We start from the raw sequence: 24,424 nt of genomic DNA on the forward strand, positions 1-24,424 counted from the left end.
ACATTTTTAAAATGCCATTTTCGCCATGTACCATATACGTTATGCCAGGGCCGTTTCTTTATAAATTATTTTTTGCTATAACAGGTGTAACTGTATAACCCTGCTTACGTAAAGCGCAGATAAGTCCCTCGTTATAGCATAAATGCCGTATGCCAACGGCTATAAAGCAACGCCCCCGGGCAAATAGCGAGGGTAACTGCTTTAACCAGCTCATATTCCTGTCATGCAACAAATCTGCATTTAGCGGAGGAGCCGGCTGCTCTAACTGGTAGTCAAGTTCCAGCTGGCGGTATTGCCGGACCAGGGTGCAGACAGGTGACGCTGTAGCATCTGCCAGCATTTGCTCCATCAGTGTTATTACCAGATCAGCATATAATTTTGAGTCACTCGTAGTTGTTGAAATGTCATTCAGTATGCTGGTCTGATTTTCTTCCAGTCCGATGATTGGTTTATTATTTTTCTGGCCCTCTTGCTCAATGAAGTCATCCATTCGCATATTGAAGCTATCGGGATCAGTTTCACAATAACTTTTAATATAGGAACGATTGAGCGTCAATGCCGCGTAAACGGGCGTCATGCTGTAATAGCTGGAATCTTCTGCCCTGGCTGTGAATTGCTGGAAAATGGCTAGCTGTGCGGGTTTTAGCAATTGCTCCCATTTTTTCCGATCATACTGTGATACGGGTGTATTATCAGCCAGCTGATTTCCGGAGAGCTTTGTTTCCAGCACTACTTTATCTGCGTGTTGCAGCAGTTGCATAGCCTTTGGATATTTTATAAAGAAAGAAGGACTTATTTCATGAAAGGTACCAAACAGGTAACTGGTGTCCCGGATGTTTTTTCCGGTCACCTGCCACAATAAGGTAGGTGTTGGCTGTTGTGCAGCAATAGGGTTGGTGTTAATCATTAATATCACCAGTATTTTCATACCAATAAAACGAGCGGATATCGGCCACCGCTGCGGCATACTATCTAATCTTTTCATAAGGGAAATCCTGTCCCGGATTATGGGCCACAAAACCTGTGATCTTACCCTGTGGGTCTCTTGTATAGGCTATCTGACAATTATAGGATTTGAAAAAGAATTGATCTGTCTTCTCTGCGTACATTTTTTCTGGTGCAAGGTTGGTCCAGGTAAGGTACAGATTTCCGTCTCTCACGGCTACATTTGCTTTAAAGGCAGGCTTATCTTTCAGCTGGTACTCCCCGATGTAGGGCAGCATGCTATCTGTTGTGAGTGCCACGGAAGGGCGTGGTATATAGTAGTTGGGATCATGATACAGGATCCTGTGCAGACTGATGGCATAATCTTCAAATCCCAGCATTTCATTGCGCAGCAGAATAATGGAAACGTGGTCCTGCGGGATTCTTTTAAAATGCGACTGGAAGCCCCAGATACCACCGTTATGTGCCATAAATTTTAATCCGGGTGCAAATTCGATATACCATCCATAGCCATAATTACCTTTATAGGGTGTAAATGCTTCTTCCTGTGAGGCCTGACTGATAATTTTATTATTGTACATGGCCTGGCTGAAGCGATACAGGTCGGCTGCGGTGGTATACATTGCTCCGGCAGCATAGGTAGCGCTGGAGTCGCTCAGGCGGGCTCTTTGCGGTGCTTTCAGGTCCAGGGTATCATATCCTGCAGATTTATACAGACTGGATAAATGCCTGTAATCGAATCCGGAATGCGTCATGCCAGCTTTTTCAAAGATGACCTCACGTACCATCTGCTCATAGGATTTTCCTGATACCTGTTCGATAATATAGCCCAGTATCATGTAGTTGGAGTTGCTATAGCTGAACCGGGTATCTGGTAGAAACTCCAGCGGTTTATCGGCCACTATTTTCCAGAAATCCCGCTGGTGGAAAGGTTTGTCTGCGAGATTGGCGAGATAATGCTGGTCAGTGAAGTTGTAGATACCTGATGTATGGGTCAGCAGATTTTTGATGGTGATCTGATTGCCGTACCGGTAGGAGGGGAAATATTTACTGAGTTTATCCGAGAGGTCGAGCAGGTGTTGTTCCCGTAGCCAGAGGATAACCGTTGCGGTAAAAGGTTTGGTGGTAGATCCTATCTGGAAGACGGAATTGGTATCGTGTGGTATTTGTTGTTCGTAATTTCTCCAGCCGTAGCCTTTAAACAGCAGGATGCTGTCGTGGCGTGCAATCAGGGCCACACCATTGAAGAGGTGTGCGTTGGTGGCGGCCTGCATCACTTCATCCAGCTTTTCACTATCTGTCTGCGCCTTCAACGAATTTACGATCAATGAAACAACTAAAAAGAGTATAGCTTTTTTCATAACAGGGCGTTAGATAATATAGGCAATCATTTACCCTGCTGAAGTTAGTGTACAATTGTTTCCGCCGGCGTTAAATAAAACATAAAAAAGGGGCAGGGAAGATCGTTTGCATCCGAAACAATTGTTTGTCAGGCTGATATAACTGTGACGGCCCTACGGTAATCTGGCAGCTAATTTCTCAGGCATATATTTTAATACCTGGTGGATGAATTTCCATTTGATACCAGGTACGATGGTGAAGCCAGTGCCGGCGTTTACGATGGCGCTGGCGATGAAGGCGGGCTCCATCAGCAGCGATTCCGGCAGGTCTAGCCCGGCGGTCATCTTACTACGTATATAACCCGCTACGATGACATTTACGATCACCTTTCTGGCAAACAGGTATTGGCGCAATCCGGCCAGGTATTGGGTAAACGCTGCTTTAGTACTGCCATACACGAAATTGCTCTTTCTTCCTCTCACACCGGAGAGGGAAGAAAGTCCGATGATCCGTTCCAGGCGCGTGTTTTCGCGGTCACTGATGATGATATTGATAATGGAAACAGCGCCGGCATAGTGGACCTGCATCATGCGGTAACTGCCTGCCCAGCTGATCAGCGCTTCGTCGTTGGTGACCTGGAAGCCGGCAGCATACACGACGATATGTGGTTTTGCCGGCAATGATGCATAAAACTTTTCATGTTCCTCAAATGCAGTGGCATCGAAGTAGCAGATAGAGAGCTGGCCGGTGGGCGCATTTCTTGCCGCCATAAATGCGGCTATGTCAGTAGTGCTGCGGGAGGCGGCTATCACCTGGTAGCCTTTATCCAGGTAAAGGAGGATGGCTTCTTTCGCTACATCGGAATTGGCACCGAGTACCAGAACAGTTTTGGGCATAGAGTCAGTTATGGATAGTAAAAATAGGGAATAGAACGGAGGCACCAATGCCTGCTGCATTATTAAATTGAAAAACAACTATGCATGGTTCATCAGGGTTTCCTTATTAGTTGTTGCTTTAGCAGGCAGATATGCCAGCATGAGCGCCACCATGAGCAGACAACCAATACCTGCACTGAGGCCGTAACGCAGGGCGAGGGCATATGTCTGCGGCACAGGTCTGGATTCCACTACTGCAAAGAAGATCCCGCCAATGATACTGATACCCAGTCCGGAAGCAGTTTGCTGAAAAGTAGAGAAAATACCGGAAGCCGCACCGGCATCTTCCACCGGCACATTATCTAACACAATATTTAACAGAAACGGCAGTACCAATCCATTTCCCAGGCCATACAGGGAGATGAATAATACCGTCAGGTAAGGATGCTGCGGGTCAGTGCCCACAAATATATGCAGCAGAAAAGCCAACAGGATGATGAGCAGCCCCATTTGCAGGACACGCCTGCCGTAGGTTACCAGCAGGCGGGAAGCCATCACAGAAGATAACATAAATAGCAGTGCATGTGGAATAAAACAGGCGCCACACGCCAGCGCTGAAAGCCCCAGGCCTTTTTGCAGGAATACCGCCATCATCAGTAAATAGGCGGTATGTAGCATGAAGTGAAACAATACTGCCAGCAGGCCTATATTGAACGCGGGCTGTTTGAATAGCCGGAGGTTGATCAGTGGTTGACGGCCGGTCCTCATTTTTTTCTTTTGCAGGAAGATAAAGACAGCCATCAGTGCAATTGATAGAACCGGCAGCCCCAGGCTCCACCATGGCCAATGCTGTTCTCTGCCTTCGGTAATGGCATATATCAGACATCCTAATGATGCCGTCAGCAACAGTGCGCCGGAATAGTCAAATTGTACCTGTGTTGTCTTTTCTGTTTCATGCAGATACCGGTGAATGGCCCACATAGCGGCTATTCCTACCGGCAGGTTGATGAAGAATATCAGCCGCCAGCCTGCAATGAGGAAAGCTGTTTCCGCCAGATAACCTCCCAGCATTTGCCCGATGATGGCAGCAATACTTAAGGTGATGCCGTACCACCCGATGGCTTTGGCCCTTTCTCCGGCATCCGGGAATAGAACCTGTATCAGGGAAATGGACTGCGTGACCATAAAAGCGGAACTTACACCCTGTAAAAAGCGTGCAATATTCAGCTGTGCGGGCGTCTGACATACTCCACAAAGGCAGGAGGTAAGTGTAAACCAGCACATACCCCAGAAAAAAACTTTCTTTTTACCAAGATAATCACCTGCTCTGGCGCCTGTGATCAGAAAACAGGCACTTCCCAGCAGATAAGCAGCAATGACCAGCTGAATTTCGCCATCAGAGGCATGTAAACCTGATTGAATGGCAGGTATGGCAATGTTGATGATAAAGATGTCGATGACATAAAGTAGTGGTGCGGTCAGGACAATAAGCAGTGCATACCATTTGTTGATGGTAGAGGTAGTGGGTGTCATAAAATTATTATAGTGGGTTAGGGGAGAGAAAGTAATCAGCTGTTTGCCTTTTCGAATTCCAGCAGCCAGCTTTTGCGCCAGATGCCACCGCCATAGCCGGTGAGCGATCCGTCGGTGCCAATAATACGGTGGCATGGGATGAGAATGGAAATCTTGTTCATACCGTTGGCATTGGCCACTGCACGGATAGATTCCGGCCTCTTCATATCAGAGGCAAGGCCTTTGTAGGACTGGGTAATGCCGTAGGGCACCTGCTGCAATGCCTGCCATACCGACTGCTGAAATGCAGACCCCGGTGTAAACAATGGTACAGTAAAGGTTTTGCGTGAACCTTCGAAATAGCTTGCCAGTTCCGATTCTAACCTGGCAAAGTGGGGGTTATCGCCCTGAACAATGGTGGCATTAAGTGTTTTAGCAAGATATTTGAATTCCGTTTCCAGCATTTTCCTGTCTGTAAATTCGAGCAGGCAGATTCCTTCCGCTACGGCGCAGGCATACATTGTACCTAAAGGCGTTTCCAGTCTTTTGAGATCTATTACTCTTTGGGTTTTGCTTTTTTTGGGAGATACGCCGAATATGTTTTTAAAGGAATCACCGAAACCACTGAGCGATTCAAATCCTGCATCATAAGCCGCTTCTGTGACGGAATCGCCCTGCTGGATCTTCTTAAAGGCAGCGTTGATCCGTAACATACGTTGGTAAGCATGAAAGGTGATGCCGTGGTTTTTCATGAACCAACGGCGGATATGGTGTGGCTCAATGCCTCTTTTTATCAGGTCTGCGTCTTTGTATTTTTTGCCCGGGTCAGCAGCAATATCCTGCAGTAGCAGCCGGATCTCTTCCGGTGTCTGGTTAAGCATTTCCAGTGGCTGGCAAACTTTACAGGGTCTATAACCTTTGAGGATACATTCTTTTGCTGTGTGGTAGAATTCCACGTTTTCCGGTTTGGGTTTCCGGGCGCGGCAGGAAGGCCGGCAGAAGATCCCTGTTGTTTTTACGGCAGTAAAAAACACGCCTTCAAAGGTTTCATCCTTTTCAACAGCAGCCTGGTACATTCGGTCAAAACTCAGTTCCATTATCGATCATTTAAATTTCTTCCACAAAAGTATCGGTACCATGCCCAACAGACAACCGGAAAATTGACAGGTATTTTTTTTGTGCGCCAAAAATAATGAATGAGTAGTGGGTATTTATATATACTAAAAATTCAATATTATAAGTCGTTCCCGGTAGTAAAAACCAAGCAACCAAACAGGGTAGTAGCCAATGGGTTGGAGTAGATAATTATGTTTTCCACTCCATTATCAATGGAGTCTGACAGGAGGACGGGCTCCTGCGTTGCTTCAAGCGATCGGATAGTTGCCCGGATGCTGTTAGCCACTACCGGGTCCAGCGCCGGATTGTTTGCCCTGATAGTAAATACCTCCATAAACTGCCCCCTTTCCAGTTCAAACCAATGGTAGCAGGATGAACTATTTAAGGGGAAGAACTTCGATGCTATTGCCGGGTGTTGCGTTAACAGCAGTAATCGGATTTTTTCCAGTCGTTCTTCGTTTGTCATTTACACGAATATACTGTTTATGCTGCCTCTTTGTATTAAAAGAAAAACCCCACGCTGTACGTGGGGGCTAATGTCTTTCTATCTCCTTAAAGAATGCCGGATGCTAAATCCATTTCCAGGTATAACCCGCTCCCGGAGCAGATAATATGGTGGTTCTCTCTACAACATAATAGGCGCCAAATAGAATACCGCTGTAAAACAGGTTGCTAAGGATCGTGCCTTTCAGGAATGGCAATCCCATGATATAGCAGGTCAGCAAGCCATTTGACGTATGTGGGTACATATTGGTACCGGCCCATACGCCGAAATTGGATACCAGGAAGAACAGTATTCCTGCGCCTATGCCCATCAGCGCTATTCTGGATACTTTGATCGTTTTACCAAACAACAGGGCAGAGAGCAGTGGCACGATGGCATATACGGCATATTGCCAGTAGAAGCCATCATAAAACCATACAAAATGATCGAAATAGGCGGCGTATACAATGTTGTTGATCAGGAGATCACTGATCCAGATAGAAGCAATAGGAATGATAAAGGCCCATATTTTCTTTGCAAATAGCGCACCGCCGAAAATACCTATGGCCAGCATAGGTGCAAAGTTGGGTGGATGGGGCAGGAGCCTGGATACCGCCGCGAGCAGGATAGATACTGTTACGGTGAAGAAATTCAGTGTCAGTGTTTTAGTATTCATAACCAGCGTTGCTGTTTTGATAAAAAAATAACAAAGGAGGTTACCGCAATGTTCCGGTAACCTCCTTTGTTTATGCTTAGGCCTGTTTCATTAATTGAATGACCAGGTGAAGAACGTACCTGCAGGGAAATGCGTATAATTCTTGTAGTTAGCGCTTAAAGCTGCTTTGCCGCTAAAGTTGAATACACTGGTGTTGTTGATCAGGAAGTCCCAGCCATACGCCTTGATGGTATTCAGGTATACTTCGCCGGTGATTGGATGCACTGCGATGTTGTTGTAAACGATGTTGGCATTTTCTACCATTGTTTTAGCATCTACCATAAATTCGGTGGTATTTAAGCTGAAAATATGGCGGTAGATTTTAGTGCCGGCGCCGCTGAAATACAGGGTGTCGCCTTTTGCAGTGATACCAGGGGTAGCACCGAAACCAGCGCTCAGGCTACCTGTACTGATTTCATTTGCCTTAATCAGTGAGTAATCCCTGTAGTTGATTTTAGAAATTTTAGATGGAGAACCGGTGGTAGAAACATAGATATTGCCGTCGCTGGCTTTCACTACACCACTAACGGAAGCCTTCATGTCCAGGCCATAGCTCAGGGTATCTTTATTTGCTTCCACTACATAAACTTTAGTGCCGGCGGCAGCAAAGATTTTGTTGTTGGATACAGCCATGGTCATTTTTGATGCAGATTTGGAACCTTTGATAAAGGTCAGCACTTTCGTGGTAGAATTAAATCTGTATAAACCATTGTTGTCGCGGATGATGATATTCTCTTCGTCCAGGGCTGCCACGTGGGTAGGCCAGCTGAGGGTAGACAGCTCATCATTGTAGGCCGCTTCTTTTTTCAGTGTTTCCGCATTGGCAACTACGAGCAGGCCGTCGTTGGTAAACCCGGTACCCACTGCGTTCTTCTTGCCATTCTGTGAAATGATATAGATTTTATTACGCAGGATGAACAGGTCTTGTGCTACGTTGCCCAGATCGCTGCTATTCACTCTGAAGTAAGCGCTATCAGTTACCACACCTTTAGGGCTGATGAATACCAGGGATCCGTTTTCGGTGGTCATGTTACCTTCGTTCAAGACGAATGTACCGAATTTGTATTTTCCGTATACGGTGATGGTAGACTGTGAAGTCACCTGCTGACCATTTTTAACGGCTGTCAGGCCGATGGTATGATCGCCCAGGCTGGTTGAAACAAATTTGAAGATAGAATCGGTTACTGCTGCATCTTTTCCATCTACAGACCATGCAAAGGTGCTGCCTGCATCCGCTTTTGCCTTGAATGTCAGGGTGTCTTCCTGTGCTACGCTGGTCTGTGCCTGCAGATTTACAATTTCCGCTGCACCAGGTGTAGGTAATGTTGAGTCTTTCTTAGAGCAGGATACGGCTCCGATGGCAATGACTGCCCCCACTGCTAATACGCTTTTTTTCATACTTTTTTGTTACTGCTTGTTTGTCTCTAGATGAATAGTTGGTGATATAAGAAGGAGTTAAATAACTCCAATAAATACTTATTGTGTAATCGTTGCAATATTATTTCCCAGCATATGCAGGTCTTCGCCGCGGCCTACTTCTGTTGAGTTTTCGCCCAGCCAGCCGTTTTCCTGGTTTACGCCGCTATATATTTTTACGAAGTCGATACCCGGGAGATTTACTTTTTTACCATTTTTATCGATGGCCCAGTCGATATCAATTCCTGAGTTGTCATGAGCGTTCGGGTAATTGTCTACATAGCCATAGCGGTATGCATACAATACAAAGTAGCTGCCTGCGCCGCTTTCATCGATACCATTGTTGGCCAGGCGTATACCCTTGAACGTTAGTTTGTCGTCTTTCACCCATGCAGGATAGTAGCTCTGGTTATGGTAAGTATTTTTGATCTTATAACCTTGCTGTCCCTGGTTATCTGTCCAGCGGATATAATTGCTGATGGTGGTATAGCCGTCTGTAACTTCGCCGGGTGTTTCTGTTGTAGGGCGGTAGTAGGTCATTTCGTAGCTACGGAATGTCCTGGTGTCCAGTTTGGCGGCCACGGCATTGCTGTACCATGGCTCGTTTTCAGCGCCGAAGTTGCCACTGCCTTTAATCTCGTACCATTCATCGTCGTCAGGTTTCCCGTTTTTATTTTTGTCGTAGGCTACCATGATAATGCCTGGCTCGCAGCTGCCGCCGAAAGGTGCATCCGGGCGTGGGTTGCTGTTGGCGCCAAAGGCGTTGCCGTAAATTCTGAAATCGCGTCTGCCGGCAACGTTGACGATGGTATGGTCAAATCCAAGCACCACGTAACCGCCCCAGCCGCCTAAGGTGATCAGGTTGGCATCTTCTCCGATCAGTTCTTTACCTGCTTTTGTTACCATGGTTTCGTAGGTATCACCTGCCACATATTTAGGCAGGTCATTTACAAACTGGCCAGGGGCAGGGAGGAAGTCGAATACCTTTGCTGTATATGGAGATTGCGGATTTGTTGCCTGTTTCGCTGTGATCAGCATGGTATCCACCAGGGTACCGGAGGAAACCCTCAGCTGATAGGTGCCTCTGTCGACCGTACTGAACTGTGCGGTAGTGGTGCTGCTGTCTGTCAGCCTGTAAAGTGTGGAAGGGCCGGATAACACTTCCCATTTCAGGTCGGTTTTGCCGGCGAATTTCTGGGAGGCTTCCAGCGTTAAAATTGAATTGGTGCTGATCTCCCAGTTGAGGTATCTTCCGGTGGTAATGGTTACCACTTTCTGGATGATGTTACCGCGGTTAAATGCCATTACGATCAGGTTGTAAATGCCTGGATCGGCAGGCGCCTGAAAGTTAAAGGAGAGGCCGTTAGCTGCACGCTGGCCATTGACGAGCCATACCAGGGAATCTACTTTGTTGTCGATGGTAGGCTTCAATAACAGGTCATTTTTTATCACCACATAATATGCCGAATCCAGTCCTGCTATTACAGGTGGTGCGTCCGGAATTTCTGCATCCTCTTTCTTGCAACTGCCAATTAAAAATAAAATGCAGGCTGAGTAAATGAGCGATTTTAATTTATTATTCATTTTGTCAGATTGATTGTCATTAGTAAATCCCTGGTTAAGAAAGCCGGGCATTCATTTAACTTACCGTATTACAATGTCACGGAGACGTTGTCCATACAAACATAGGCTGGCGTATTTAAGCCATAGGAACCACTGTCGTTGCCTTCAAAGTTGAATTCAACGCGTGTAACGGTGCCTAAGTCTGAGATGTCGAAGTATTTCCATGTAGTAACCGGACCTTCAACAGCAACACCACCACTGTACCTTGCCAGGTATATTTCAACCGGGTCGCCGTTATTGGTAGGGGTACTGCCATTAAAGCCATAGGCCAGTAATTTCAGGTAACCTGCTCCGCTGGCAACATTTTTCAAAGGTTTTGAAAAAGTATTACCGTTCAGAATCACACCATATGTGTACGAAGAAAGGCAAACGTACATGCCGTTTACCTGTCCGCTTCCACTGGTGAAGTTCATGGTAGGGCGGGTAGCATAGGTATTATTGTAGAAGTCTACATATCCAAACATTACAGCGAAATTGCTGCTGCCACCATAGCCGCCGTTTTTGGAGCCACTGGTACCGCTGTAAACGCTGCACTGATTGAGATAGGAATACCACCAGTCGCCGGTTTTGCCTGGTATGTTGGCCTGGTAGTTCCAGTCGGAAACAACAAAGCCGCCATCCCAGTAATTTACAGGCGTAGCGCCGCCGGCACCTTTGATGGCAAATTTCAGATTACTAGGTGAATGGGTATAGGGCGCAATCTGCGTGCCTCCCCAGGTAGCATATGCATTATCACCATAGGAGGTCGTGTCAGCCATATAGCTGCGACTAAGTCCTTCGAAGGTGATGGTATAAGTGGTCGACAATAAGGATTTTGCTCCGGCAGCACTGGTTTCCACCGATTGGGCTGGCACCGGTGACAAATCATTCTGCTTGGAACAGGAAGCTGCTACAAATACTACAAAACAAAGGATTGCAGCTGACAGGGTTTTACTAAATCGGGTTCTTTTCATTTGTTGAAAATTTTGGGTTTGATATTAAATCGGGTAGCCCGGCTTTCTTTAATTTTTGAGGTGTTTGTCTAATATCGAACCCACTTGCAACATGCGTCCTTCGTCCATATTGGAGTCGACCATGGCGCCGCCTGCATTGATATAATCCTGTTCAAAAGGATAAATCACTCTCTGTACTTTCACGAAGTCGATACCCGGCAGCTGTACGCTTTCTCCGTTTTTATCTACGGCGAGATCTATATCGATATTGAGTGTTTGCTGGAATGGATTTCCACCGGTTACGTTCCTGGTAATGCGTTTACCTTTACGGATAAACGAAGTTTTCCATCCGTCGAGCATCGCTGTTGCTTTAGTGCTGAAGTCGGTGACAGCAAGGCCGGGAAAGAACCCTCTGGTAGAAATATTTCCGTCAGCATTGACAGAACTACTGAAGGTTTTGTTGGTAATTATCTGGCCACCAACAGGCGTAGCCTGGTTATCTTTCCAGCTGAGGTAGCTGTATATTCTTTTGGCATCTGTTGTGGTGCTGTCGTAGGTAAATGTCATCTGGTAATCAGGCATATCTTCCAGGCCGAAGTCAGCATTTTTGATTTCATACCACTCATCTTCGTCAGGCTTTCCGTTTTTGTTACGGTCATAGGCAACGTAAACAGCCGGTAAGTCCAGTTTGGAGTAGGTGGCAGTTACTTCCAGGTCAGGGATGCCGTGTGCATTGGCAACGGTATGATCGAACTGGAAGATGGCATAACCGCCCCATGATCCTAACACTAAGCCTGGCGCAGTATTCGCCTTTCTCATGTCACTTGCTTTGGCAAGGAAGGCATTATATCCCAGCTGGTATTCATCGCCGAACTTCCAGTTTGAAGCCGTGCCGATGATAGACCAGTTAAAGTTTTTAGCCGGTGAAGGAGCATATTCCAGTACCGTATAGGCGTTTTGGTTATACTGTGCAGCAGCTACAGCAATGGTACGTGTAGTCGTAGCTGTTTGCTTGCCTGCAGTTGCACGGAGTTTCAGTTCGAAACTACCGGCTGTGGCAGAAATAAAGCTCAGGTTACGTTGTTTGCCTATGACAGAGTCATTGATAGACCACTCATAGGTATAATCAGACCTGTCCGGGCCGGTAACGGTTGGCGAAATATCCAGCACTTTTCCCATGGGAACCGCCAGCTGTTTATCTATCGACAAGCTAATTACTTTCTCTACAAAAATTTTAAATGTCTGCTGGTCTGTACCACCTTTATTATTTGCTTTAAACGTAATATCGAAATTGCCGGATGCGGTAGCCTCAAAAGTGTAATTGACCTGTCCGGAAGCCATTTGTTTACCATTTACCAACCAGGCATAATCATTGCCTTTCACGTTGGTAATGTTGGGTGCCAGAACAAATTTATCACCGATATTCAGTACGATGGTATCTGTACCCACACCGGAAATCGCAGGGGTGTTGTATTGTTCTTTCGTGCAGGCAGTAACGAAAAAAATAACTGCTGCCAGTGTGTTCAGCAATAAGGTCCTTTTCATATAGTTGATTTCAATTTGTAATATTTGTATCAGGTAGATGATTATGATTTTGGTAATAGCGCGAAGTGGGCAGGGATATCACCCGTGCGAACACTCCATTTCTTTTTTCCTTCTTTCGTGAAACAGTATAGAATACCTGGGGAAACATAGTTACCCGCGTCGGTTACATAAATATCTTTGGTTATCGGATTCACCATAATGCCATAGGGGATTTCAATCTCCTTGTCAGTGCCATCTGTAATGAAGGCGTGGCTCACCACCTGATGGGTACGTGTATTAACGATGGCATAGGTAATGACATTGGAATAGGTGATGTAACTCCATTCGGTGCTGTATACATAAAGTGAGTCGCCGTCGAGGTAATAGTTGCTGACAGCAATCGGAATGGTATCTGTCACTTGCTGCTGTGCCTTGCTGATAAAGAAAAGCCGGGATGGCAGTGTTTTGTAATCACCTCTGGATGTCACCCACAGATCGCCGCGCTTATCTGCGAGGATATGATGGAGGTTATAGGCTACGTCGATACGTTTATCTTCTGTAAAGGTGCCCATATCTATTACAGAAACCGTTCTTTCATAGTTACTCGTGTTACCTGCACCCATGTATCCGCCGGAGTTGGCCACATATATTTTTCCATCTACTATTTCCAGGCAATCGGGCTGGAAGCCAACAATACATCTGTCTACAACGGTTAGCGTAGCCGTATCTACTTTTGCCACATATCCTTTCTGTGTGTAGTTGGGGTTGATTTGAATAGGGCCGGCATAGGAGGTGATATAGGCATACCCTTTATCAAACTTGATATAACGGCAGTTGGGGATGTCTATCTGGCCAATCCTTTTGGCGGTGCGTGCATCCATTACTTCTACCTTGTTAGATGCATTGATCACCGCATACAGCCTGTTGCCATAGATGGCGATATCATTGCCTACATCTCCCAGTTCCTTTGGTACCGTGGGGTTGATGGCGGCATATATATTTCGTTGGTACTTGCCCGTAGCATAATCAAAAAAATCCAGGGTACTTTTATTACTACCCATATTCCCTTCATTCAGCAAATAAAATCCTGCGGCGTTATCTTTGGAAGATGAATCCACCGTTGTATCCTCATTGATGAACACGGCTATATCTTTCCGGCAGGAGGCGAAAAGTGATAGCAGTACGATAAAGAATAAGGAATACTTTCTCATAGTTCAACGGATAAGATGAGTTTATAATTTCGTTTAGGCATCGGGTAATTCGAGACTACCTCATAATCCTGGCTTAAAACGTTATTCAGCTCGGCAGCAATCCTGAAGCGATAGCGTTTGTACTGAAAGTTTTTTGATGCCGACATATCACTGGTGTACCATGGCTGTTCGTAGTTCTCTACTGTATTGGCAGAGTTCTGGTAGCGTTCCCCTACATAAATAAAGCTGTAGTTGAGCCGCCATGATCTGTATTGCAGACATGTGATCAATGAGCCGCTGTTCCAGGGTACATAAGGGATCTGACCTCCCCAGGTTTCTTGCTGTAGTGCCGGACTTTTTCTTTTGGTAAAATCCTGTGCCTGCTGATAGGTGTAAGTGGCCCTGACATTGAGCATGATCTCTTTAGAAAGGGTAAATGCCCAGTCGGCGATGAGGTCGAGCCCCTTTATCTCCACCGTACCGATATTCATCATCATCCAGCGGTACATACCATTTCCCTTGGGTACGGCTACTATTTTATCGGTAACCTTGATATAGTAAACATCCGTTTGAATTTTCCATTCGTTGAGTATCCTGCTTACTGGATTTCTACGGTAAGCAAATCCCAGATCATATTGGTGGGTAAATTCCGGCTTCAGACTGATATTCCCGATATCGGTATAATACAAGTCATTGAAGGTGGGCATACGGAAGATATTTTTATAGAATGCCCTTATGTTGAAATCAGCTTCGGCAAAAGGTTTATAAGTGATAAAGTATGCCGGTGTGATTTCGCTTTTTCCGGGAGCTGAGGCTGCAGTATCACTTTGGGATTTATTGCCCCTGGTCACCTGCTCGTTGATGAACGTACCTAAAACGCTGCCCTGCATTTTCACGGGGCCAAGGTCGGCAGCGCCTGCGAGGGCGATCAGCGAGGTAAATCTTTTAGGAAACACAAAACCATCCAGGTTGGAGCTGAGGGTATTGTACTGGAAATCTGTAGATAAATCGACATCTATTTTTTTGGAGATACTGTATTTATTGGCCACAGATCCGTACCATTCCTGCTGGTGGAAGGTGTTGTCTATATACATCAGGGTGGTATCCGGGTTGAGGTAACGCATATAGTCGTTGGCGTATTTGCCGTTTACCTGTATATCATATCTTTGGGTTACATTCTTCTGAAACCCGCCCTGCACGAAGAAGTTGCGGTCCCATTGTCTTTGGGAGCGTTTCCATACGTTGTTGACGATTGCACCGGGAATGCCTTTTTCTGCATCGTAGTAATACACTTTCGCGTTCCATTGTCCGCGGTCGATATTTCCATATAATCCGCTTTCTATTCTGTGTGCGTTGATATCTCCGTTTTGCCTTATAGCTGTTGTATCCCAGGCGGTATGGCCTGTTTTTGCATATACTCTTTTGTACCGGAAGGGATATTTGCCGGAGGCGTTGATCAATTCACCGGAGAGGGAATAGTTAATTTTCGGTGTCAGTTTCTGTTCAAAAAGGATGGAGGGGTCTACCAGATCGAAAGAACCCGTTTTGTATACGGCCTTTACATGGGTGGATTGCAGGGAATCGAAGACAGGCTTGCGGCTGCGCAGATAGATGGTTCCTGATGAGCCATAGTCTTTGGCGGGCTGGAATATCTCGCTTTTCTGGCCATTGTAGACAGAGATAGATTCGATATTGTCCATAGAGAATTTACCGAGGTCTACCTGGCCATTCTGGGCGTTGCCCAATTGTATACCATCGTAGAAGACGCCCATATGGTTGGTGCCCATGCTACGCATATCAACGGTTTTGAGGCCGCCGATGCCGCCATAGTCCTTCACCTGGACGCCGGCAAAATACCTGATGGCGTCTGCTACAGAAAAGCTGTTTAAACTCTTGAGATTTTCACCCGTGAGTTTTTGTGAAGGAATAACTTCTTTGTAAACGTTTGTAAGTACAGTAACACCTTTCAGGTCTTTTACACGTAATGAATCCACCTGGGTGGAGTCGCGGTAATGATGCTGTGCACACAGCGGCATACAAATAAAGGTTAAAAACGTTATCCCTAACGCTTTTAATGCATTGAACATAAAGGTTTGACAATTGAATCAGACAATGACCAGTCGCGGCCATGGAATGAAATGCTAATAATGCTGAAAAAATTCAGAGTATGCTTTACTCAATTCCCTATCCTCGAGGGTGTTGAATCTGTCTGCAGTGGCAGGTTTCCTGACTTATTCTCACTTTGAACGGCCTTCCCGTTTTTATAAAATAAAAACAGTGGCAAGTAGAACTCAAAGTGTTGTAACAGAACTTACAGTAGCGGGTCTGCTCAGGATTTGCACCTGATTCCCTATTAATTCCGGCATAGAGAGTACTATGCTGAAAACCATTGCGGGGGCAAAGGTACAATTAAATATTTGAATTTTAACAAAATGCTAACGGAATGGCGGAAAGTGAACTGTTATGGTGGCATTATTGCAGGTGTTTGTGGGAGTATGTGAACCACCGGATTTTAGTTGTATTTTGGGAGAGGGAAAAATAGGTTCGCTATGAAGCTTAAACTGAATACCATCATATTTTATGTGCAGGACCCGCAGCGGCTGAAGATCTTTTACCGGGATGTACTTGGTCTTACAGTGGTAGAGGAGGATGATATCTGGGTGTTATTGCAGGCGGGTGAAGTTTTCGTGGGTTTACACAAAATAGGTCCGGCATACGCCGATAAAATGACAGCGGGCCATCAGTTTGATAGCAATACAAAAATTGTTTTTGAGCTGGATGAAGATATTCAATTGGTACGAAAGCAATTACTGGAGCAAGGGGTTCCTATGCGGGAGCTGAAAACATTTGATAATTATGATTACTGGCTTTGTGATGGTACTGATCCGGAAGGGAATGTATTCCAGCTGAAATACAGGAAACAAAATCTGGCATAAAATGGCTGTAGTATACTTATCGGGGTTGATTCTCCTTATGCTGGTGATAATATTTCTTGTAAAGTCATTGTTCATTAACCCCTATTTACTAAAGAAAAACCATGCCTTTACGACGGGTATTATAGTTAAAATTGAGCCATCCAATGAGGGGGCACCTACCATCCATTATGAATTTACGGTAGATGGCAAGGTTTACATGGGTTACATGGGATTGGATATTTATGCAGATGTTTATGTGGGCGGGCAATACGAGGTAATGTATTACCCACCTGATCCTACTATAAGTGAGTTGCAGGTTTAGTGTTTTGTATTGTTAATTTCTTCTGCTCCAGAATGGCGCATCCTGCCATCTTCTTTCCTGGAGGTATTGTCCGGTAAGCATTTTAAGATACGTAGAGAAGGCGGTACTGATGGCCCAGTCATACGCCCGGAGTGCGTCGTTGTCGCCATTCAGGTGGTCAGCGATGGCATGGCCTGCATAATAGCCGCTTTCCAGCGCGGAGGTGATTCCATAGGAAGAGATAGGGTCGTAGGAATAGGCGGCATCGCCTACTGCCAGCCATTGGTGGCCGCTACGTTGCTGCAGGTAGCCGGTTGCGGCGCTGGCTATTGTAAGAGGCGTATCTGTGGCAGCGTTACCTGTTATCAATTCGCTGATCATAGTGGTAGTGGCAGCGCTTTGCAGCAGGTCTTTGCTGCTGCGTAAGGTAGCAGGTAGCAGGTCGGTGTCGGTCATGAAGCTTAATACCAGCTGTTTTTCAGTTAGGGGTGCAGCGTACCACCAGCCTGTCTGTACGGCTTCCAGGTAGGTGAACTGCTGTATACTTCCGGGCAAAGTGATACAGGTGGTGATGCCTGCCAGCCTGTCCAATGAGTTGCGTTGTATGCCCAGCTTACGGGCAACACGGGCTTTACGGCCGGTAGCATCTACGATAAATTTGCAGGTAATGGTTTGTATTGCTTTATTGGTAGCTATATAGGTGACATGCCATTGGCCGTTATTAAAGTTGGCGGCAGTCACGGTACAGCCAGGAAGGTATTGCGCGCCACGGCGGGTAACTTCCGCGGAGAGCTGTTCTTCGAAGATATCCCTGCATAGATGCCATCCCCGGGCTACGGTATTGGCAAAAAATGATTTATCTACCGGGTGTTCATCTCCCCATATAAACCTGTTGCCATAGCAGGTAAGATGACTGGGGTGGTGCAGTAGTGTTTCCAGCCCGGACTTCTTAAACAGGTGCCAGGATTGAGGGGGGATGGTTTCGCCGGGTTTTCGTACAGGCGTTGCCGAGGCCTCCAGAATGAGGCATTCGTAACCCCGGCTGCGTAGCTGCAAAGCAGTGGCGGCACCTGCAGGGCCGCCACCGATAATTATTACTGGAATATTCATCCTGCTTACATTTCGTCTCTTCTGAATGGTTTGCGTTGCAGTATTCTGAGCTGACTGGCATCTACGCCGGCGGCAGTACGCAGGATAGCTCTTGCTTTCTGCAGTAATGGCGGCTGTGCATGCTCTGCAATGAGTACCTGATCGAAGGTAGGGTCCTCTGTTGTAAAGCCAGGGCGCCCGGTTTCCACCCATAAGGTATTCGGGAGCGCCGGATTGGCCATATCTGCCTCGAGTTTAACCTCTGTTATAATCCCCAGGTAGTGCCATTTCTCCACCATCCTTGCCAGCTTTGGCAGGTATTGTGTGCCCAGGTCACGCAGCCAGTCCTGGCGGTAGTCGAAGTGCTTGAGGCGTTGGTTGATATTGAGGTTTTTATCTGTCAGGCGCTGGAAGGAGGATTCAGACAGTACCTGGTTAGGAACCCTGGCGGCCCAGAAAGAAGGAAGCATCAGGTAGGTGGTGGTATCATAGCCCGATAAGCAGCTGGCTTCATCTGTTTGCCATGGAACGCCCAGCCAGCGTGTCAGCGAGCCGGGGCCGCTGCCATCGATAGGGCCATTGGGGCCAACAGCTACTTCAGGTGTGAGTTCTTTACCATAATCATCTTTGGGTTCTACATTTTCAGGGAGGAGTTTAATCCTGAAAGGCTCTGCCCAGAAGATACGCTGACGGAAAGGCCAGGTGATTTCAATACCAGGATGGAAGGGGCCACCGAGGCATTCTTCCAGCGGGGCTTCGATGAGGGCCTGTATCTGTTGTTCCAGTGTGAATTTGTCGAAATCGGTTCCTGCTTTGTTCCCTACAACAAAATGTCCCTGTGCCCACTGTGCCATTCGCTCGTATTGCGTTTTGGTCAGTGGCAGGTCTACATTAAACACATCTTCATAATCACCGAAAGCATCGCCATAGAACGGTGGTATTTTTACGGGTGTATAATCCTTATTTTCCGGATCTCTGTACCATTGGAAAACCTTGGTGCGGAAGTCGCGGTAAATAGGGTCAGGACTCATCAGCTTCGCAAAATTTTCTGCCATGAGGTAGTCACTGGGAGAGTTTTGTCCGAACAACATATAGAACCCGTGGTTAACCCATTGTGTCTGCACTGTTCTGGAGATGATCGGATAAATATGTTTCCAGAATTCCAGCTGTGCAGGCTTAGGAATTTCACCGCTTTGCAGGAATAAATCTTCCACTACATCGTACATGGTTACTACCGCAAACAGGCCTGGGCCGAAGTTGGGAGGCGTTACGGCTACCATGGCAGGCTTAACCTGGTAGGTAGCGTTGCCGATTGTAACGGATGCGAAAATGGTGCCATCAGCGGTGTCGTCATGCCAGCCAACGTTGTTGGCGAAGGTTGTTGGAGGCTCTTTAAAAGCAGAGGCGGAGGTGCCATCGGCGGGGATGACCAGCAGGCGGCCCTTATCATCTGTCCTGATTTCTCCCAATGGAACATTGATATCATAGAAGTACCCTTCATTGAAGAGTACGCCGCTTTGATTGATACCCTTGATTGTTTTGGGTTTTGGTAAGATGTTTAATTTGCTTCTGTCGGTTTCTTTGATATTCCGATGTTCGGTAGTTTTAGACTGTTCATCGGGGAGATCAGCAGCATTTTCGAAATCATACCAGCTGGATTTTCTATTTGCCAGGTTTACGCGCCATTCGATAGTTGTATTGGCGTCTGCTGTAATTTCCTTTACAGGGTTGTTGTTTTCATCAAAAGCGTATATACGAAAGCGTGGTACCTGCTTTTTGATGCGTCCCTGATTGTCTTTATAGCCATTTTGGTGAGGAGGCTCTATGCCCGGCACATCTGGTGCAAGGAAATATTCATCGGAATTGCCGACTCTGGCAATACCTAGCGGGGGATAGATCGCCATTCTGGCGTATTCAGCTTTTTCTGCCATAATATTGGTTTTATTGAGGTTTATTTACGTGCGGTGTGTGGTTCTGTCAGGGGGATACCGTTTCTGTCGCGGCGCAGGCGGGCGCCTTCTTCATACACTACTTTCCTGGCATCACTGATACTGCCTATGGGTGTATGTTCTGCCAATGTATGCCATGGATTGTAAGAGAGATTTTCACCATAGGTTACCTGGCCGGGGGCGTCAATGTCCTGTTGATGTAAGATCAGTGTTGCAAAGAGCTGAGGGGCGGAAATATTTTCCGGCCAGCGCACCATTGCTTCATCCAGTGGCATGCTAGCCTCATCTGTTCTGAATTGCAGGTAAAAGCCCATGCGTACCTCTTCTTTGATCAATCTTTGTTTCAGTTCATCCCTGAGGTAACCAGGGTTATTGGTTGGGATAGCCGGGCCAGGACCTACGTTGATGGGTACCAGTTTATATTTTACGTAATCATTCGCTCCGAATGCATACGGCAGGCAGCTGCCATAAACTGCCGTGGCGACACTCGTTTCCGGCTTTTCCATTGCATCCAGGATTTTTGCTGTTTCTTCGTGGTCTTTCAGGTAGGAGTCGTAGTCGCGAAGTACCACTCCGGCATAGGTAAATTCGCACATGTCTTTTGCTGTATTTACAAAAAAGACATCATGGTTCTGTAGAATGAAATCGGCCGTTAAGGCGTCTGATTCGCTCTCCAGTAACTTTTTACCGTCAACACCAAATAGTTTGATACCAATGCCGATGGTGGTTTTAAAATCGCCTAACCCTTGTTTGGTATCGCTTGAAAATCTTACCCAGGCATCCAGCTGGTCGTACTTGAAAATGCCAATACGGCGATGTGCCGGCACTTCTTTGCTTACTACGAAAGTAGCTTTGACCATGCCATGTTGTTTGGAAAATACAGGACGCCGTACCGGGCATTGACCATCCAGTGCTCTTGGAAACTGGATCATGTCAATAAACATTTCCTTTAAACTGCTGGTAGGGTCTACATCGCAATTCACGGCCTTCTTACGGCCCGAATTGTCCATGGGGTTTAATGCGTGCATAACGTAAATCAGGTTTTGTTTTAAGTAGATGATTGTGTTGTTAAACGACGACTATGAGGGGGGATTTGCTCTAAATGAAAATGCAATAAAATTCTTTGGTTATTCTGATAGATCAATATTACAGAAAATAAAATTTCTTCCAAAAAAAAGTTAATCTTCCTAACAAAATATATTCATCTGCTTAAATAAAAATAAAAATCCTTCTTCGCGTGAAGAAGGATTTTTATTTTTATTTATCAATTTTATCAGAAGAAATATCTCACGCCTAACTGCACCTGGTAAGGGTCTCCACCAGGATTGGCAATGCCGCTGGTGTTGATGTCGTAGGTGTATTCGCGGGTATCTTTGCTGAAAGCGGAAGCGCTGTACAAGGATGTGTTACCGAAGTTGTGGCTGGCGCCCCATTTCTTATTCAGCATATTGGCGAAGTTGAATACATCAACAGAAAACTCAAAACCGCTGGTCCTGGAAACCTTGAAAGATTTTTGCAGTCTTAAATCCAGCGTGCCATAGAAACCATTAACACCACCGTTTCTTTCAGCGATCTTGCCTTCGGATTTTTCAATATATTTTTTGAAGCTGCGGCCGGCGCCGGAGTTCAGCAGGTTGAGCAGTCCTGTTTTAACAGCAGCAGCTGTATTCGGATCATTCGGATTAAATACATAGGCCAGGTCGTTGGTGCCGCTTACGAAATCCTGGTTGCTGTTTACACCAGACAACAGGCTGTAACGGGTACCGCCGATACCGGAGAAACGTACGCTGAATACAAATCCTGCCACAGTAGGAGAGGTGCCGTACAATACTACCTTATGACGGAACTGTAAATCGGAGTAGGTCATTTTACTCAGGTCTCGTGGATCATCTGCCACCGGCAAACCTAAAGTAGCACTGTTGGCAACGTTACCATTGTAGGAGGAGTTGTCTTTGGAATCGTTCCAGGTATAGCTGGCGGTGATGTTACCATCTTTGTAATAGCGATAGTTGACATCATACACAAAAGTATAGGTATTGTTTTTTCCTTTGCTGGTCAGTTCCAGTACTCTTCCGAAAGCGTTGCTGATCCTGCCATCGAGGTAGTTACCACTACCACCGCTGGTATTCATCTTTTCCAAAGGAATATATACACCTCTGTTAGCCTCTGCAGGCATAGTAAAGAATGGTTTTTCCACCATATTTTTATCTATGTAGAAGTAGTTGTTGCGGCCGTAGGTGAGGTAGGCAGAAAGGCCCATTCTCAGTCGGCTGGTAATATACCTGGTATAATTGATATTCGCTTTGTAAACGATCGGTATTTTGGCATCAGGGCCGGTATAGTTGATGAGTGGCAGCTGGTTGGCGGCGAAAGTAGGTACGGTAGAAAGATCTTTTCTGAAAGCAGAGAAATCGGGAGAAGGGATATTTACTGAACTGGAGTTCAGGTTAACCGTTCCGAAATGTCTGCCGTCAAAGGTCAGGTTGTTGATCAGCATGTAGTTATTGATATCAGAGCTGAATACCCCTGCACCAAATTTGAGATAGTCTGTATGTTTCTCGTTGACGTCCCATGTCAGCTGAATCCTTGGCTGTGTTACAAAGGATTTGATGCCGTTGCTGGTGTTCAGGCCAAGTGCATCGTGTAAGGCCTGATTGAATGGCGCCTTAGGGTAGGTAGCCATATCAAAACGCAAGCCGGCAGTAAGGTTCAGGCCTTTACCCAGACTGGTCTGCAACTGCCCGTAAATACCGCCATTGAAGATAGTGGAGATCACACTTGGGTCAGCCACCAAAGGTACTTCGCGGTAGAAAGCATACGGTGTATTGTTTTTGAAGGCATCCATGCCCCTGTATACATAGCGGCCGTTGACCTCACTGCCATACAGTGATTTGGCATGGGTGTACATCATGTCCACACCGAAGGTATAGTTAACTTTTTCAGTATTGTAATACAGGTTGTCTGTCAGCTGGAATACATTGTTGGTAAAGCCTTCCTGTCCGAAGCGGTGACCACCAATCTGTATGGTGGTAGATTTGGTGGTACCGTTAGATAATACAGAAGTTACTTTTTCAACGATTGCTCTGGGTAATGCGCCAGGTAACTCATCGTTCTGACGGCTTGCCTGCCAGGTGTAGAGGTGCTGTGCCTTTAATTCGTTGGTCAGCTTTGAACTGATGGTAGAGCGGAGTGTCAGCAACAGACTGTTATCCTTGTTGAAATCGTTGCCGGTAGACTCATACAGGTCGATGGCATTGTTGTCTATCAGGCCCAGTTTGTTGATGTCGTTGGTGTAGTTATCCCTGATGGTCAGGAGATTTTTATCGTTCAGCTGCCAGTCTAAGCGAAGGAAGCCTGCGTCGGACTTACGTGTTTTTCCGAAGGAACCATATTGCGGATGTTGTGATACACCATATTTTGTTCTGGCGATATCTACAAAAGTATCCAATACGCTTCTGGTGATATTATATACCAGTTGGTCAGATGGAGATTGTACGTCAGCGATTACCAGGGAGCGGTTATCTGTCTGGTGGTCCCATGCAAAGAAGTAGTGTAATTTATCTTTGATAATAGGGCCGCCGATAGAGCCACCGAACTGATAGGTAGAGTAGTCGTTGTTTCTTTTGTTGCCACGGATATCATAGGGGCTGGATAACCAGTTGGCGCGGCCGAAGCCGAATACTGAGCCGGAAACCGTGTTGGTACCGGATTTGGTAACAGCGCTTACGGTACCGCCACCTGATCTGCCCAATGTAACATCGTACTGGTTGGTGACCACTTTAAATTCACGAACCGCTTCAATGGAGATAGAATAAGGGGCGCCACTTCTGGAGGTGGTAGGACCGGCAGAGGTAGGGTTCTTTGCAGTCATACCATCAATGGTATAATTAGTCCCTGATCCCAGCTGACCACTGATACTGTTACCGTTGCCGGTGAGTGGGGATAAGGCTGCCAGGTTAGCGAAGTTTCTGCCGTTGACAGGAAGTCTGTTCATGTCGGTTGGCGTGATGGTGGTAGCTGCGCCGGCATTTACGATCGCTTTCTTGTTAGAGGTAGAAGTAATCGTTACCGCTTCCAGGTTGGAAACGGATGGCTCCAGGTCGAAGCTTACCTGCAGGACATCCCCCTGGTTGAGGGTATAGTCCTTTTTTTTCTGAGAACCAAACCCAATGGCTGATACAGTAATGGTGTAAGGTCCACCAAGTGGTAGTTGTTTAAAGGTATAGAAACCTTTGGTGTTGGACTGCGTTCTGTTGGTGAAACCTGTTGATTCGTTTCTTACAGTAACAGAGGCGCCGGGGATCAATGTACCGTCCTTTGCTTTGATCTGACCGTTGAGGTCAGCAAGCGTGGATTGTGCGATGATGTTGGTTGACGTTAGCAAACCTAACGCGAGGAAAATAGTACAAATCAGGCTTTTCATTTACTAAGGGTTTTAAACTAAGGTGACAAAAATAGGTGGCCGGTTTGTCGGGAATATTACGGCCACGTTAACAA

19 protein-coding genes and 1 riboswitch are annotated in these 24,424 nt (G+C 46.3%); of the genes, 2 read left to right on the plus strand and 17 right to left on the minus strand.

Translation table 11 applies throughout. From position 1 onward, the window contains the following. Positions 1-58: 58 nt before the first annotated feature. The 13 genes from F3J22_RS19680 to F3J22_RS19740 all read right to left on the minus strand — a co-directional run bounded on the left by F3J22_RS19680 (position 59) and on the right by F3J22_RS19740 (position 15,709). The gene (locus tag F3J22_RS19680; protein WP_167019650.1) at positions 59-985 is read right to left on the minus strand and encodes a TraB/GumN family protein; all 927 of its coding nucleotides are present in this window, start codon (positions 983-985) and stop codon (positions 59-61) included. Further along, entirely contained in the window at positions 969-2,306 is a 1,338-nt protein-coding gene (locus tag F3J22_RS19685; protein WP_167019651.1) for a serine hydrolase, read from the minus strand. The genes F3J22_RS19680 and F3J22_RS19685 overlap by 17 nt, the downstream gene beginning before the upstream one ends. Before the next feature lie 153 nt (positions 2,307-2,459). Continuing rightward, complete coding sequence (locus F3J22_RS19690) at positions 2,460-3,182, minus strand: SDR family NAD(P)-dependent oxidoreductase (RefSeq protein WP_167019652.1); 723 nt, start codon at positions 3,180-3,182, stop codon at positions 2,460-2,462. A 78-nt stretch (positions 3,183-3,260) separates the two neighbouring features. Beyond that, complete coding sequence (locus F3J22_RS19695) at positions 3,261-4,694, minus strand: MFS transporter (RefSeq protein ID WP_167019653.1); 1,434 nt, start codon at positions 4,692-4,694, stop codon at positions 3,261-3,263. A 35-nt stretch (positions 4,695-4,729) separates the two neighbouring features. Beyond that, a complete protein-coding gene (locus F3J22_RS19700; RefSeq protein ID WP_167019654.1) occupies positions 4,730-5,770 on the minus strand; it encodes a bifunctional transcriptional activator/DNA repair enzyme AdaA in 1,041 nt (346 codons plus the stop codon). Positions 5,771-5,907: 137 nt separating this feature from the next. Then, positions 5,908-6,255 (minus strand): hypothetical protein, encoded by a 348-nt coding sequence (locus F3J22_RS19705; RefSeq protein WP_167019655.1) that lies wholly within the window; start codon positions 6,253-6,255, stop codon positions 5,908-5,910. Positions 6,256-6,358: 103 nt separating this feature from the next. Continuing rightward, complete coding sequence (locus F3J22_RS19710; protein WP_167019656.1) at positions 6,359-6,949, minus strand: DUF6580 family putative transport protein; 591 nt, start codon at positions 6,947-6,949, stop codon at positions 6,359-6,361. Between the two features lie 90 nt (positions 6,950-7,039). Next, positions 7,040-8,386 (minus strand): DUF5074 domain-containing protein, encoded by a 1,347-nt coding sequence (locus F3J22_RS19715; protein ID WP_167019657.1) that lies wholly within the window; start codon positions 8,384-8,386, stop codon positions 7,040-7,042. A gap of 78 nt (positions 8,387-8,464) precedes the next feature. Continuing rightward, the gene (locus F3J22_RS19720; protein WP_167019658.1) at positions 8,465-9,988 is read right to left on the minus strand and encodes a hypothetical protein; all 1,524 of its coding nucleotides are present in this window, start codon (positions 9,986-9,988) and stop codon (positions 8,465-8,467) included. Positions 9,989-10,056: 68 nt separating this feature from the next. Beyond that, the gene (locus F3J22_RS19725; protein WP_167019659.1) at positions 10,057-10,980 is read right to left on the minus strand and encodes a DUF4465 domain-containing protein; all 924 of its coding nucleotides are present in this window, start codon (positions 10,978-10,980) and stop codon (positions 10,057-10,059) included. A 48-nt stretch (positions 10,981-11,028) separates the two neighbouring features. Next, on the minus strand, positions 11,029-12,504 hold the full coding sequence (locus F3J22_RS19730) for a PKD-like domain-containing protein (protein ID WP_167019660.1): 1,476 nt from the start codon (positions 12,502-12,504) through the stop codon (positions 11,029-11,031). Positions 12,505-12,545: 41 nt separating this feature from the next. Beyond that, a complete protein-coding gene (locus F3J22_RS19735) occupies positions 12,546-13,694 on the minus strand; it encodes a YncE family protein (RefSeq protein ID WP_167019661.1) in 1,149 nt (382 codons plus the stop codon). Then, positions 13,691-15,709, minus strand: coding sequence for a TonB-dependent receptor (locus F3J22_RS19740; RefSeq protein ID WP_205195439.1), 2,019 nt, complete (start codon positions 15,707-15,709; stop codon positions 13,691-13,693). Before F3J22_RS19740 ends, F3J22_RS19735 begins: the two co-directional genes overlap by 4 nt. 162 nt (positions 15,710-15,871) lie before the next feature. After that, a riboswitch (cobalamin riboswitch) is annotated at positions 15,872-16,079 on the minus strand. 143 nt (positions 16,080-16,222) lie between these two features. On the opposite strand from F3J22_RS19740, the gene F3J22_RS19745 reads away from it, so the two are divergent. Continuing rightward, positions 16,223-16,609 carry a VOC family protein gene (locus tag F3J22_RS19745; protein ID WP_167019663.1) on the plus strand — a complete coding sequence of 129 codons (387 nt, stop codon included), beginning with the start codon at positions 16,223-16,225 and terminating at the stop codon, positions 16,607-16,609. Between the two features lies 1 nt (position 16,610). Further along, entirely contained in the window at positions 16,611-16,910 is a 300-nt protein-coding gene (locus F3J22_RS19750) for a hypothetical protein (protein WP_167019664.1), read from the plus strand. 12 nt (positions 16,911-16,922) lie between these two features. Here the strand turns inward: F3J22_RS19750 and F3J22_RS19755 are convergent, their stop codons facing one another. The 4 genes from F3J22_RS19755 to F3J22_RS19770 all read right to left on the minus strand — a co-directional run bounded on the left by F3J22_RS19755 (position 16,923) and on the right by F3J22_RS19770 (position 24,350). After that, on the minus strand, positions 16,923-17,999 hold the full coding sequence (locus tag F3J22_RS19755) for an NAD(P)/FAD-dependent oxidoreductase (RefSeq protein WP_167019665.1): 1,077 nt from the start codon (positions 17,997-17,999) through the stop codon (positions 16,923-16,925). Between the two features lie 5 nt (positions 18,000-18,004). Next, positions 18,005-19,909 (minus strand): LodA/GoxA family CTQ-dependent oxidase, encoded by a 1,905-nt coding sequence (locus tag F3J22_RS19760; protein ID WP_167019666.1) that lies wholly within the window; start codon positions 19,907-19,909, stop codon positions 18,005-18,007. 20 nt (positions 19,910-19,929) lie between these two features. Next, a complete protein-coding gene (locus tag F3J22_RS19765; protein ID WP_205195441.1) occupies positions 19,930-20,955 on the minus strand; it encodes a hypothetical protein in 1,026 nt (341 codons plus the stop codon). A gap of 245 nt (positions 20,956-21,200) precedes the next feature. Continuing rightward, the gene (locus F3J22_RS19770; protein WP_167019667.1) at positions 21,201-24,350 is read right to left on the minus strand and encodes a TonB-dependent receptor; all 3,150 of its coding nucleotides are present in this window, start codon (positions 24,348-24,350) and stop codon (positions 21,201-21,203) included. Between the last annotated feature and the right edge of the window lie 74 nt (positions 24,351-24,424).

Source organism: Chitinophaga sp. Cy-1792 (assembly GCF_011752935.1).
Lineage (GTDB): Bacteria > Bacteroidota > Bacteroidia > Chitinophagales > Chitinophagaceae > Chitinophaga.